The organism is Streptomyces sp. NPDC005393 (genome assembly GCF_040606675.1).
GTDB lineage: Bacteria > Actinomycetota > Actinomycetes > Streptomycetales > Streptomycetaceae > Streptomyces.
Map to the genome: position 1 here is coordinate 22,269 of NZ_JBEXFG010000013.1, position 12,969 is coordinate 35,237.

16 protein-coding genes are annotated in these 12,969 nt (G+C 68.5%); 2 read left to right on the top strand and 14 right to left on the bottom strand.

Going from position 1 to position 12,969, the window contains the following annotated elements:
- The first annotated feature begins 287 nt into the window (after positions 1-287).
- Entirely contained in the window at positions 288-2,366 is a 2,079-nt protein-coding gene (locus ABZS71_RS13950) for a glycosyltransferase family 4 protein (RefSeq protein WP_356209878.1), read from the top strand.
- A gap of 99 nt (positions 2,367-2,465) precedes the next feature.
- Positions 2,466-3,119: a hypothetical protein gene (locus tag ABZS71_RS13955; RefSeq protein WP_356209881.1), complete on the top strand. Its 654-nt coding sequence runs from the start codon at positions 2,466-2,468 to the stop codon at positions 3,117-3,119.
- 266 nt (positions 3,120-3,385) lie between these two features.
- On the opposite strand, the gene truA is transcribed toward ABZS71_RS13955, so the two are convergent.
- The 14 genes from truA to rpsE form a co-directional block, all read right to left on the bottom strand.
- The gene (gene truA / locus ABZS71_RS13960; RefSeq protein ID WP_356209883.1) at positions 3,386-4,252 is read right to left on the bottom strand and encodes a tRNA pseudouridine(38-40) synthase TruA; all 867 of its coding nucleotides are present in this window, start codon (positions 4,250-4,252) and stop codon (positions 3,386-3,388) included.
- 110 nt (positions 4,253-4,362) lie between these two features.
- Positions 4,363-4,896 carry a 50S ribosomal protein L17 gene (gene rplQ, locus ABZS71_RS13965; RefSeq protein ID WP_355843273.1) on the bottom strand — a complete coding sequence of 178 codons (534 nt, stop codon included), beginning with the start codon at positions 4,894-4,896 and terminating at the stop codon, positions 4,363-4,365.
- A gap of 104 nt (positions 4,897-5,000) precedes the next feature.
- A complete protein-coding gene (locus ABZS71_RS13970) occupies positions 5,001-6,023 on the bottom strand; it encodes a DNA-directed RNA polymerase subunit alpha (protein ID WP_355843276.1) in 1,023 nt (340 codons plus the stop codon).
- 114 nt (positions 6,024-6,137) lie between these two features.
- Positions 6,138-6,764: a 30S ribosomal protein S4 gene (rpsD, locus tag ABZS71_RS13975; protein ID WP_355843279.1), complete on the bottom strand. Its 627-nt coding sequence runs from the start codon at positions 6,762-6,764 to the stop codon at positions 6,138-6,140.
- A 27-nt stretch (positions 6,765-6,791) separates the two neighbouring features.
- Complete coding sequence (gene rpsK, locus ABZS71_RS13980) at positions 6,792-7,196, bottom strand: 30S ribosomal protein S11 (protein WP_009715860.1); 405 nt, start codon at positions 7,194-7,196, stop codon at positions 6,792-6,794.
- 66 nt (positions 7,197-7,262) lie between these two features.
- Positions 7,263-7,643, bottom strand: a complete 381-nt coding sequence (gene rpsM, locus ABZS71_RS13985; protein WP_254746245.1) for a 30S ribosomal protein S13 — start codon at positions 7,641-7,643, stop codon at positions 7,263-7,265.
- Positions 7,644-7,828: 185 nt separating this feature from the next.
- On the bottom strand, positions 7,829-7,942 hold the full coding sequence (gene rpmJ / locus ABZS71_RS13990) for a 50S ribosomal protein L36 (protein WP_003956441.1): 114 nt from the start codon (positions 7,940-7,942) through the stop codon (positions 7,829-7,831).
- Between the two features lie 27 nt (positions 7,943-7,969).
- The gene (gene infA / locus ABZS71_RS13995) at positions 7,970-8,191 is read right to left on the bottom strand and encodes a translation initiation factor IF-1 (protein ID WP_014047798.1); all 222 of its coding nucleotides are present in this window, start codon (positions 8,189-8,191) and stop codon (positions 7,970-7,972) included.
- Positions 8,192-8,524: 333 nt separating this feature from the next.
- On the bottom strand, positions 8,525-9,361 hold the full coding sequence (gene map, locus ABZS71_RS14000) for a type I methionyl aminopeptidase (RefSeq protein ID WP_355843285.1): 837 nt from the start codon (positions 9,359-9,361) through the stop codon (positions 8,525-8,527).
- Between the two features lie 155 nt (positions 9,362-9,516).
- Positions 9,517-10,182, bottom strand: a complete 666-nt coding sequence (locus ABZS71_RS14005; protein WP_355843288.1) for an adenylate kinase — start codon at positions 10,180-10,182, stop codon at positions 9,517-9,519.
- Positions 10,182-11,495, bottom strand: coding sequence for a preprotein translocase subunit SecY (gene secY, locus ABZS71_RS14010; RefSeq protein ID WP_356209886.1), 1,314 nt, complete (start codon positions 11,493-11,495; stop codon positions 10,182-10,184). Before secY ends, ABZS71_RS14005 begins: the two co-directional genes overlap by 1 nt.
- Positions 11,496-11,698: 203 nt before the next feature.
- Positions 11,699-12,154 carry a 50S ribosomal protein L15 gene (rplO, locus tag ABZS71_RS14015; RefSeq protein ID WP_137993928.1) on the bottom strand — a complete coding sequence of 152 codons (456 nt, stop codon included), beginning with the start codon at positions 12,152-12,154 and terminating at the stop codon, positions 11,699-11,701.
- Position 12,155: 1 nt separating this feature from the next.
- Positions 12,156-12,338, bottom strand: a complete 183-nt coding sequence (rpmD, locus tag ABZS71_RS14020) for a 50S ribosomal protein L30 (protein ID WP_037952898.1) — start codon at positions 12,336-12,338, stop codon at positions 12,156-12,158.
- A gap of 2 nt (positions 12,339-12,340) precedes the next feature.
- Positions 12,341-12,946, bottom strand: a complete 606-nt coding sequence (gene rpsE / locus ABZS71_RS14025; protein ID WP_311726664.1) for a 30S ribosomal protein S5 — start codon at positions 12,944-12,946, stop codon at positions 12,341-12,343.
- Between the last annotated feature and the right edge of the window lie 23 nt (positions 12,947-12,969).

Sequence of the window (12,969 nt, forward strand, 5' to 3'; positions counted from 1 at the left end):
ATGACGATCCAATATCGCCACCGTATGGACATCACCTCGCCTTCCCGCGGACGCCTGGGACCGCCGAAGGTTGCCTCAATGTGGCGCATCCCATATCACCATGCGCATAAGCAACCTTTTCGTGCTCACCCTGTCTTACCGACCGATCGGTCCTTACTGGCTCCATACCGGCATCACACCGGCCCCATACCGGCTCCGTGCAGCCTGGTTCGGAACCAGAACGAGAAGCGTGGCCCCGGAGGGGAGGGCATGACGCGGCAGATCCAGCGCGCCGCGCGTACATCACCATGAAGATTACTTTTCTGCTGCACAACGCCTATGGAATCGGCGGCACCATCCGGTCGACCTTCAATGTGGCCGGCGCGCTCGCCGTCCACCACAGCGTGGAGATCGTCTCCCTCATCCGCACCATCGACACCCCGAACCTCCCCCTCCCCCGCGGCGTCCGGCTGACGCCGCTGATCGACAAGCGCCCCGACGCCGCGGCCGGGTCCAACGACCTCGGCAATCCCCTGCTGACGCGGCCCAGCGCCCATGTCCCCGCAGCCGAGGCCAAGGGCACCACCAACTTCAACGCCCTCACCGACCAGCGCGTCGCCGCCCATCTCGCCCGGACCGACGCCGATGTCGTCATCGCCACCCGCCCCGGACTGGTCGTCTACCTCGCCGTGTTCGGCCGCGAGGGCCGCTATCTGCGAATCGGTCAGGAACACCGGATCTACAGCACCCATGGGGCCGAGATCCGCGCCGCGTGCAATGCCGCCATCCCCCATCTCGACGCGTACACCTCCGTCTCCGAGGCCGACGCGGCGACCCACCGCGCCCATCTGCCCGGCGTCACCACCCGGCTGACCGCCCTGCCCAACGGCGTGCCCGCCACCGGCATCGAACCCTCCGACGGCCGCGCCAAGCTGGTCGTGGCCGCGGGCCGGCTGATCCCCGTCAAGCGGTACGACCTGCTGGTCGGCGCCTGGGCGACGGTCGCCGCCAAACACCCCGACTGGCACCTGCGCATCTACGGACGCGGCCCCCAACAGACCACGCTCCGCCGCCAGATCGACGAGCTCGGGCTGGCCGGACACATCACCCTCATGGGCGCCCACTCCCCCATCGAGACGGAGTGGGCCAAGGGCGCGATCGCCGCCGTCACCTCGCGCGAGGAGTCGTTCGGCATGACGATCGTCGAGGCCATGCACTGCGGTGTGCCCGTCGTCGCCACCGACTGCCCGCACGGCCCCGGCGAGATCATCACCGACGGCCGGGACGGGCTCCTGGTACCGGTCGGCGACGCCGACCGCATCGCCAAGGGGCTGCTGACCCTGATCGAGGACGACGAGCTGCGCCGCTCGATGGGCGAGGCGGCGCGCGTCGCGGCGCAGCGGTACGCCCCGGAGCGCGTGGCGGCCGCGTACGAGACGCTCATCGCCGAACTCCACTCGGCACGCGGCACCGTGGCCCCCGCTGCCCGTCGCGGGGCGGGGGGCTCGGTGAGGAGCCGTACCCCGGGCACCCCCCTGACCACTCTCAAGGGTGCGGTCAAACAGCTGATCCGCAAGCCGCTGCGGCCCGTGGCCTCCTGCCGCGTCACCGCCCACGGCAATCTGGCCGTCCTCGTCGAGCCCGCCGGCGTCCACGGCGCCGACCTCGCGCTGACCCTCACCCGCCGCCGGGGCGACGGCGCCCCGATACGCCTTCCGCTCCACCCGCCGACGGTGACGTCCTCCGACTTGTGGACGGCGACGGTCGACCGCGGGGCGGTGGACCTCACCGAGGGCCGCTGGGACCTCCATGTCGTACGCCCCGCCGACGGCGCCCGCCGGCGTGTTCTGAGCCGCTACGCCGAAGGGCGCGGGCTGCTCGGTCTGGAGCCGCTGCCCGGCTCCCCGTTCTCCTGGTGGATCCCCTACCCCACCGTCGACGGCTATCTGGCACTGCGCGCCTGGCGGCGCCCGGCCCATGCCGAGGCCCGGGTGATCCGCGCGGACGCCGACGGGCTCGCCGTCGAAGGCACCCTGCACGGCGCCCTCTTCGGGCCCGACGCCGCCCCGATCGCGGAGGCCACCCCGACCCGGGGTCCGGGCCGCCCGTTCCTCACCGGTGTCACGGCCCTCGGCAGCGGCCGGTTCCGCTTCACCGTCCCCTATGAGCGGATCCACGAGGCCCGCACGGGCGGCGCCGGGGCGGCGGTGTGGACGCTGACGCTCCGTAAGTCCGCCGGGTCCGGCACTCCGATCCGGATCGGCCGCATCCTCGGCGACATCGTCGACCGCGACAAGACGGACCTCCACCCGGTCACCCACGGCATCCGGCCCCGTCTCACCGGCGGCGGCGATCTGACCATCACCTGCTCGGCCCCGACGGGTTGACCATCACGGGCCGAATCCGGGGGGTTTGGCGTGCGCGGCATCGGTAACACTCGGTCATATCAGCCTCGAGCGAGGAAAATCTCTGCGAAAGGCATAACGATGTCAACAGTTACGCTCATCATCCTGATGGCGGCGCTGGCCGCCATCGCGGCGCTCGTCCTCGCTCCGGCGGTGCGGCAGAGCAGCCGCAGCGGCCTGATGAACCGGTTCGGCCCCGAGTACGACCGGGCCGTCGCGCGGCACAACGGCGATGCGAAGGCGGCCCAGTGGGAGCTGAGCGAGCGGGTCCGGCACTACGGCGCCCTGTCGATACAGCGTCTGACGCCGGAGGCCCGGGAGCAGTACGCGGCCCGGTGGGCGGGCCTGCAGGAGCAGTTCGTCGACTCCCCGGCGCGCGCGGTGCGGGAAGCCGACCGGCTGCTGGAGCAGTTGGCCGCCGAGCGCGGTTATCCGGCCGGGTCCTACGAGGAGCGGGTGGACGCGATGTCCGTCCGCCACGCCTACGAGGTCGACGGCTACCGGCAGCTGCACACCACGGCGGCCGAGGCCCACGACGGCCGGGTGGAGACGGAGCGGCTGCGGGAGGCGATGGCCGCGGCCCGCACGCTGTTCGAGGAGCTGGTCCGCGCGCAGCCGCATGACGAGGGCGCTTGCCGCCACCTGCGCCCGGCGCTCCAGCACAAGGGGCGCGCTCAGGGGCATCAGGGCCGTCAGGACCGCATTCCGGGGCAGCGCCTCGGCCCGGCCCGGTGAGGCCCGCCTGAGGTCATGGCTCCCAGCCGCGGCACGTGCTGATGCGTGCCGCGGCTGAGCCATGTCAGGGCCCGGCCGGGCCGCCGGTCAGCGACCCGTTCCCGCAGCGCCCTCGTCAGGCGTGGTGCGGCCGGCCGTCGGCCCCTTCCATCGGCCCGTATCCCCTGTCGGATAGCAAATATTATCGATCCACCCGGGGGCCCGGAAAGCGCGTCAGCCCGCGCGCCGGCGAGTACCCGCTGATCACCGCCGTACACCCCCGGCGGTCAGCAACAACCCGAGCCGATGGCCGTCGCGCCCGGGAGGGAGCGCTTGTTGCGGGATGCGCGGTTGCGGGCGGCGAGTTGGTCGTCGGCCGGGTAGCCGACCTCTTCGAGGGTCAGGCCGTGCGGGCGGACGACATGGACGGCGGAGTCCCGCACCGCCGCGGAGAGGACCTTGGCCGGCCAGTCCGGGGGGCGGTGGCCGTCGCCGACGAACAGGAGGGCGCCGACCAGGGAGCGGACCATGTTGTGGCAGAAGGCGTCGGCGCGGACCGTCGCGGTGATGATGTCGTCCGGGCCGCGCTCCCAGCTCAGCCGCTGGAGGGTGCGGATGGTGGTGGCGCCGTCCCGCTTCTTGCAGTACGCGGCGAAGTCGTGCTCGCCCAGCAGCCGCTGGGAGGCCTCGTTCATGGCGTCGACGTCGAGCGGCCAGTCGTGCCACAGCACATGGCCGCGCAGCAGCGGGTCGACGCCGCTGGGGTGGTCGGTGACGCGGTAGGCGTAGCGGCGCCAGATCGCGGAGAAGCGGGCGTTGAAGCCGGGCGGGGCCTCGGCGACGCGCCAGACGCGGACGTCATGGGGCAGCCGGCCCGCGAGACGGCGCAGCAGTTTGTCCCGGTGCTCGGCCCAGAGCGGCTCCGGCAGATCGACATGCGCGACCTGGCCGCGGGCGTGCACCCCGGCGTCGGTGCGCCCCGCGACCGTCAGCTCATAGGTCTCGGACGAACGCGTCACCGTGCGCAGGGCGCTCTCCAGCTCGCCCTGCACCGTGCGCCGTTCGCGCTGCTTGGCCCAGCCGGAGAAGTCCTTGCCGTCGTAGGCCAGATCCAGCCGTACCCGTACGAAGCCGCATGCCGCCTCGTCACTCACCACAGTTCCTCTCAACGCGGAAGGGGCCCGCCCCCAGAATCTGGGGACAGGCCCATCCGTGCCTCAGACGTCTCAGGCGTCCGGTCACCCCCGCTCACGCGGGGACGGACTCAGGAGTCCTTGGACTCCTCGGCCGGGGCCTCGGCAGCCGGGGCCTCGTCCGGCTCACCCTCGCTCTCGCGAGGAGCGTCCTTCTTGAGGTCCGCGACGGCCTGGTCGCCGGCAGCGTCCTTGGCGGAGCGCTTGGTGGCGGCCTCGGCCTCGCCGACAGCGGTCTGCTGCACGGTCAGCGCCTCGACCAGCTCGATGACCGCCATCGGGGCGTTGTCGCCACGGCGGTTACCGATCTTGGTGATGCGGGTGTAGCCACCCGGCCGGTTCTCGTAGCGCGGCGCGATCTCGGTGAAGAGAGTGTGCACGACACTCTTGTCCGTGATCGTCTGCAGCACCAGGCGACGGTTGTGGATGTCGCCCTTCTTCGCCTTGGTGACCAGCTTCTCCGCGACCGGACGCAGACGGCGCGCCTTGGCCTCGGTGGTGGTGATCCGGCCGTGCTCGAACAGCGCCTTCGCGAGGTTCGCGAGGAGCAGCCGCTCGTGCGCAGCGCTGCCGCCCAGACGGGCGCCCTTGGCGGGCTTCGGCATGGTGTTTCTCCTTGATGTCTGCACCGGCCGTATCAGGTACCGGTGTCAGTTACCGGCGGGCGGTCACCCGCCGGAAGTGTGTGAACCGCGACTGAGCCAGGGGCTCAGTACTGCTCGGTCTCCACGAAGCCGGCGTCCGCGTCGTCGTCCGCGCCGAACGCGTCGGCGGCGGCGGTCGGGTCGAATCCGGGCGGGCTGTCCTTGAGGGCCAGGCCCATACCGGCCAGCTTCGCCTTGACCTCGTCGATCGACTTGGCGCCGAAGTTGCGGATGTCGAGCAGGTCCGCCTCGGAGCGGGCGACGAGCTCGCCCACCGAGTGGATGCCCTCACGCTTGAGGCAGTTGTACGAGCGGACGGTGAGCTCGAGCTCCTCGATCGGCAGCGCCAGATCGGCGGCCAGGGCGGCGTCCGTCGGGGACGGGCCCATGTCGATGCCCTCGGCGTCCACGTTCAGCTCGCGGGCCAGACCGAACAGCTCGACCAGGGTCTTACCGGCCGACGCCATGGCGTCACGCGGCCGCATGGCCTGCTTGGTCTCGACGTCGACGATCAGCTTGTCGAAGTCGGTGCGCTGCTCGACACGGGTCGCCTCGACCTTGTAGGTGACCTTGAGGACGGGCGAGTAGATGGAGTCGACCGGGATCCGGCCGATCTCCTGGCCCACCTGCTTGTTCTGCACGGCGGAGACATAGCCGCGACCGCGCTCGACGGTCAGCTCCATCTCCAGCTTGCCCTTGCCGTTCAGCGTGGCGAGGACCAGGTCGGGGTTGTGCACCTCGACACCGGCCGGCGGGGCGATGTCCGCGGCGGCGACCAGGCCGGGACCCTGCTTGCGCAGGTACATCACGACCGGCTCGTCGTGCTCCGAGGAGACGACCAGCTGCTTGATGTTGAGGATGAGATCGGTGACGTCCTCCTTGACGCCCGGCACGGTGGTGAACTCGTGCAGGACCCCATCGATCCGGATGGACGTGACCGCCGCACCGGGGATCGAGGAGAGGAGCGTACGACGCAGGGAGTTTCCGAGGGTGTAGCCGAAGCCCGGCTCCAGCGGCTCGATCACGAACCGGGAGCGGAATTCGTCGACGACCTCTTCGGTCAACGAGGGACGCTGAGCGATCAGCATGGGTTTTGCCTCCAGTCTCCGGCGCCCACTATTTGACGCCGAACCCTTCAATAGTACGGGCGGTACGTGCCAATCGGCTCCGTACCGCCCGTATCGTCCGCACTACTCGCCGTACTACTTCGAGTAGAGCTCGACGATCAGCTGCTCCTGCACCTGGGTGTCGATCACCTGGCGCTCGGGCATCGCGTGCACGAGGATCCGCAGCTGCGACGGAATGGCCTCCAGCCACGCCGGCACGGTGCGCTCGCCGGCCTCGGCCTGAGCCACCTGGAAGGGGGTCAGGGTCCGGGACTTCGGGCGGACCTCGATGATGTCGTTCACGGAGACGCGGGCCGACGGAATGTCGGTCTTGCGGCCGTTCACATCGATGTGACCGTGGCGGACCAGCTGACGGGCGTGATCGCGGGACTTGGCGAAGCCGGCCCGGTAGACCACGTTGTCGAGGCGGGTCTCGAGGATGCGAAGCAGGTTCTCACCGGTCTTGCCGGTCTTCTGGTTCGCCTCCGCGTAGTAGCCACGGAACTGCTTTTCAAGGACGCCGTAGATGCGGGTCGCCTTCTGCTTCTCACGGAGCTGCAGCAGGTACTCGCTGTCCTTGGTGCGCCCGCGACCGTGCTCACCCGGGGGGTAAGGACGGATCTCGATCGGGCACTTCGCGCTCTCGCACTTGCTCCCCTTGAGGAAGAGCTTCTGCTTCTCCCGACGGCAACGCTTGCAGTCGGCCCCGGTGTAACGCGCCATTGTCTAGTTATCTCCTACTTCGGCTGGTCAGACGCGCCGGCGCTTGGGCGGGCGGCATCCGTTGTGCGGAGTCGGAGTGACGTCCTGGATCGAACCCACCTCCAGGCCGGTGGCCTGGAGCGAGCGGATCGCGGTCTCACGGCCGGAGCCCGGACCCTTGACGAACACGTCGACCTTGCGCATGCCGTGCTCCTGCGCGCGGCGGGCAGCCGACTCGGCGGCCATCTGCGCGGCGAACGGAGTGGACTTGCGCGAGCCCTTGAAGCCGACGTGGCCGGCGGAGGCCCAAGAGATCACATTCCCGGTCGGGTCGGTGATCGAGACGATGGTGTTGTTGAACGTGCTCTTGATGTGAGCGTGCCCGTGGGCGACGTTCTTCTTTTCCTTGCGGCGCACCTTCTTGGCGCCGGCCGTCCTGCTCTTCGGAGGCATTCCTGAATTCTCCCGTGGAGGTGGTCGGTCCTACAGCTCGGACCGCTTGGCAGCGTCCGGTGAGGACTACTTCTTGCCCGGCTTCTTCTTACCGGCGATCGCGCGACGCGGGCCCTTGCGGGTGCGGGCGTTGGTGCTCGTGCGCTGGCCGTGGACCGGCAGGCCGCGGCGGTGACGCAGACCCTGGTAGCAGCCGATCTCGACCTTGCGGCGGATGTCGGCCTGGATCTCGCGACGGAGGTCACCCTCGGTCTTGAAGTTGTTGTCCACGTACTCGCGGAGCTTGACCAGGTCCTCTTCGGCCAGGTCGCGAACGCGCGTGTCCGGGTTCACACCGGTGTTGGCGAGCGTCTGCTGGGCAAGGGTGCGACCGATGCCGAAGACGTAGGTGAGGGCGACCTCGACGCGCTTTTCGCGCGGGAGATCAACGCCTGCGAGGCGTGCCATGAATCTGGCTCCAGATGGTTGTCGGAGGTCTTCCGCAGCACCGCTCCCGGCCCGATGGCCGGGTCCCCGGCCTCCGACCGGGGGTGTCGTCCCCGCCGAAGCGGAAACGGGTGACTGCGTATGTACATACAGTTATGCGTCGCGCGAAGAAACTGCGAGAGGTGCAGGTCTGCGGCCGGCGTGCGTCAGCCCTGGCGCTGCTTGTGGCGCAGGTTGTCGCAAATGACCATGACCCGGCCGTGACGGCGGATCACCTTGCACTTGTCGCAGATCTTCTTGACGCTCGGCTTGACCTTCATGGTGTGAGGTTCTCCGGGTCGTGAGATCTACTTGTAGCGGTAGACGATCCGTCCGCGCGTGAGGTCGTAGGGAGACAGCTCCACAACGACCCGGTCATCGGGCAGGATGCGGATGTAGTGCATACGCATCTTGCCGCTGATGTGCGCGAGGACCTTGTGACCGTTCTGAAGCTCCACCCTGAACATCGCGTTCGGCAGAGACTCGATCACGGTGCCCTCAATTTCGATGGCGCCTTGCTTCTTGGCCATGTCCTGCTTTCGGGATCGGCTACCTTGATCGGCTCGCGACATGCGGGAGGGCATGCGTGAGCCGACGTGTCAGTCTACGTCAGCGCATCCCGAAACACGAATCCGTGCCAGCATGCCCCAATGTGGAGATCTTTATGCCCCCAGCCGAAGGGGCGCGCCGCTGCCGAAGGGGAGAGCGCGCGGAGGTCCCGAGGGCTGCGATCGATATGCGGCTTCCGCCGCGCGAGGCGCCGAGCACGGTGGACCGTCGACAGGGGGTCCCCCCGCCGAAGGCGCCGAAGGCGGGGGGACGCTGAAGCGCCCCGGAGGCGAACCGAGCCGCACAAAACGGGTTCATGCCAGCGGGTCGGGCGCGGTCTCGATGCCCAGCTCGGCGAGCTTGGCCTTTCCGCCGTCCAGGGCGGTCAGCACCAGCGGACCCTCCTCGGTCAGCGCGACCGAGTGCTCCCAGTGGCTGGACCAGGTCGCGTCGTCCGTCTTGACGGTCCAGTCGTCGGGCAGGACGTGCGTCCTCGCGGTGCCGAGGCTCACCATGGGCTCGATCGCGATGCAGAAGCCGGGGACCAGCTTGGGGCCCTTGCCGCGCTTCTTGGAGACATAGTTCAGCAGATGCGGGTCCATGTGCATCTGCGAGCCGATGCCATGGCCGCCGTAGTCCTCGATGATCCCGTACTTGCCGGAGGCGGGACGCGGCTGGCGGCGGATGTAGCCCTCGATGGCCTTGGAGATGTCGATCAGCCGGTTGCCCTTGCGGACCGCGGCGATCCCGGCCCACATCGACTCCTCGGTGACCCGGCTCAGCTCATGCAGCTCCGGCGCGTGACCGGTGCCGACGAAGACGGTGAAGGCGGCGTCGCCGTGCCAGCCGTCCACGATCGCGCCCGCGTCGATGGAGATGATGTCGCCGTCCTTCAGGACGGTCTCCCGGTCCGGGATGCCGTGTACCACGACATCGTTCACGGAGGTGCAGATGGTCGCGGGGAAGCCGCCGTAGCCCAGGAAGTTCGACTTGGCGCCGTGGTCGGCGAGCACCTTGCGGGCGACGTCGTCCAGGTCCTTGGTGGTGGCGCCGGGGACGGCCGCCTCACGCGTCGCCTCGTGGATGGCGGCGACGACCAGCCCCGCCTCGCGCATCTTCGCGATCTGCTCGGGGGTCTTGATCTCGACCATCACACACCTTCCGCGGTCCATCGTTCTGCTCAACAGTACGGCCGCGACGCCCCGGAGGCTCGCGGCCGTACCAACAGTAACCATCAATTGAGCGACCCCCGCGGCGAGCGACCACCTCCGCGAGAGCGGCGGCGGTTCAGCCGCGAAGAGGGGCTTCAGGCGGCCTTGGTGGCCTTGTCCGCCAGGGCCTCCATGGCCCGCTGGGTGATCTCGGCCACCTTGCCGAGCGCCGAGATCGTCACGACCAGGCCCTTGGTCTTGTAGTAGTCGATGATCGGCTCGGTCTCGCGGTGGTAGACCTCCAGCCGCTTGCGGACCGTTTCCTCACTGTCGTCCTCGCGCTGGTACAGCTCACCGCCGCAGTCGTCGCACACGCCCTCGGCCTCGGGCTTCTTGTACTCCACATGGAAGGTGTGCGCGCTGTCGTTGCGGCAGGTGCGGCGGCCGGCGATGCGCTTGACCACCTCGTCCTCGGGGACCTCCAGATCCAGCACCGCGTCCAGCGAGCGGTCGAGGTCCCCCAGATGCGTGTCGAGCGCCTCGGTCTGGGCCAGATTCCGCGGGAAGCCGTCGAGCAGGAAGCCGTTCGCGGCGTCCGGCTGGGCCATCCGGTCCTCGGCCATGCCGATGGTGACCTCGTCCGGTACCAGCTGCCCGGCCCGCATGTACTCCTGCGCCTGCTTGCCGAGCGGTGTGCCCTGGCTGATGTTGGCGCGGAAGAGGTCGCCCGTGGAGATGTGCGGGATCGACAGGTTTTCGGCCAGGTACGCGGCCTGCGTACCCTTGCCGGCTCCGGGCGGCCCGACGAGGACGATTCGCATCAGCGGAGGAACCCTTCGTAGTGTCGCTGCTGAAGCTGGCTCTCGATCTGCTTCACGGTTTCCAGGCCGACACCCACGATGATCAGGATGCTCGTGCCACCGAACGGGAAGTTCTGATTGGCGTTGAGCGTCACCAGTGCCACCGTGGGCACCAGGGCGATCAAGCCCAGATAGAGCGCACCGGGCCACGTGATGCGGTTCAGCACGTAGCTCAGATACTCAGCAGTGGGACGACCAGCCCGAATACCCGGGATGAACCCACCATACTTCTTCATGTTGTCGGCAACTTCTTCGGGGTTGAAGCTGATGGCGACGTAGAAGAAGGCGAAGAAAACGATCAGCAGGAAGTACGTGGCGATGTAGACCGGGTGATCGCCCTTGACGAAGTTCTGCGAGATCCAGTTCGCCCAGCCCGCCTTCGACTGGCTGAACTGAACGATCAGTGCCGGGATGTAGAGCAGAGACGACGCGAAGATGACAGGGATCACACCCGCCTGGTTGACCTTCATCGGGATGTAGGTGGACGTACCGCCGTACGAGCGACGGCCGATCATCCGCTTGGCGTACTGCACCGGGATCCGGCGCTGCGCCTGCTCGACGAAGACCACCAGGCCGACCATGGCCAGACCACACAGGATGACCAGGCCGAACTCCAGCCAGCCGCCCATGATCTTGCCCTGCTCCTTGATGGCCCACATCGAGCTGGGGAAACCGGCCGCGATGGAGACGAACATCAGGATCGACATGCCGTTGCCGATGCCGCGGTCTGTGACCAGCTCACCGAGCCACATGATCAGCGCGGTGCCCGCGGTCATCGTGATGACCATCACGGCGGTGGTGAAGATCGAACTGTCCCGGACGATCTGATTGCCGACCGGGCAGCTCTGGAAGAGCGAGCCGCTGCGGGCGGTGGCCACCAGGCCGGTGCCCTGCAGAATCGCGAGCGCGACAGTCAGATAGCGGGTGTACTGCGTGATCTTCGCCTGACCGGACTGGCCCTCCTTCTTGAGGGCCTCAAGGCGCGGGATCACCACGGTCAGCAGCTGCAGGATGATGCTCGCCGTGATGTACGGCATGATCCCGAGCGCGAAGATGGTGATCTGGAGCAGTGCGCCACCACTGAACAGGTTGACCAGGCCGAACAGCCCCTGCTGGCCCTTGGCGAGGTCCATGCACGTCTGGACGTTCTTGTAGTCGATGCCCGGGATCGGGACGTGTTGCCCGAGCCGGAAGAGCACGATGATGCCCAGCGTGAACAGCAGCTTCTTGCGCAGGTCGGGCGTCTTGAACGCCCGGGCGAACGCGGTGAGCACGGTGCCTCCTGCGCCCCCCGCGTCATGCGCGAGAGGTGACGGTCTTGAGGATCGACGAATACTTATCAGCCAGGACCCACGCGGACACGCACCGCGCGGAAGGTAATAACGCACGCCACCTTACCGGCGACCTGGCCCCGCTTGGAACGACCAACCGGGGATGCCCCGAATTTGGGGCATCCCCGGCCAGTTTCGCACCATGCTCAGACGAGCTCGGTGACGGTGCCACCGGCGGCGGCGATCTTCTCCTTGGCGGAGCCGGAGACGGCGTCGACCGTCACCTGGAGCGCCACGGAGACCTCACCGGTACCCAGCACCTTGACGAGCTGGTTCTTACGAACCGCACCCTTGGCGACCAGGTCGGCCACCGTGACCTCGCCACCCTGCGGGTAGAGCGCGGCCAGCTTGTCCAGGTTCACGACCTGGTACTCGGTGCGGAACGGGTTCTTGAAGCCCTTGAGCTTCGGGAGCCGCATGTGGAGGGGCATCTGCCCACCCTCGAAGCGCTCCGGAACCTGGTAGCGGGCCTTGGTGCCCTTGGTGCCACGTCCAGCGGTCTTACCCTTGGACGCCTCACCACGACCGACACGGGTCTTGGCGGTCTTGGCGCCCGGGGCGGGCCGGAGGTTGTGGACCTTCAGCGGGTTGTTCTCCGCCATCTCAGTCGACCTCCTCAACCGTCACGAGGTGCCGCACGGTCTGCGCCATGCCGCGGAACTCGGGGCGGTCCTCCTTGACAACCACGTCGCCGAGCTTCTTCAGCCCGAGCGAACGCAGCGTGTCGCGGTGGTTCTGCTTGCTGCCGATGTAGGACTTCGTCTGCGTGATCTTCAGGCGGGCCATGCTCACGCACCCACCCCGGCACGCGCCCGCAGCAGAGCGGCGGGGGCGACGTCCTCCAGCGGCAGACCACGGCGGGCGGCGATCTCCTCGGGACGCTGAAGTCCCTGGAGGGCCGTCACCGTGGCATGCACGATGTTGATCGGGTTCGACGAGCCGAGCGACTTGCTGAGCACGTCGTGGATGCCCGCGCACTCCAGCACGGCGCGCACCGGGCCACCGGCGATCACACCGGTACCGGGGGACGCCGGCTTGAGCAGCACGACGCCCGCGGCCTTCTCGCCCTGAATCGGGTGCGGGATGGTGCCGGCGATCCGGGGGACCTTGAAGAAGTGCTTCTTGGCCTCCTCCACACCCTTGGCGATGGCGGCCGGCACCTCCTTGGCCTTGCCGTAACCGACACCCACGGTGCCGTCACCGTCGCCCACCACGACCAGCGCGGTGAAGCTGAAGCGACGACCACCCTTCACTACCTTGGCGACGCGGTTGATCGCGACAACGCGCTCGACGTAGGCGGTCTTCTCGGCAGCTGCGCCACCGTCCCGCCGGTCCTTCCGGTCCCGCCGCTCGCCGCCACCGGCGCCGCCACCGCGGCGCTGGGGTCCAGCCATTGGATTTACCTCTCTCGTTTACG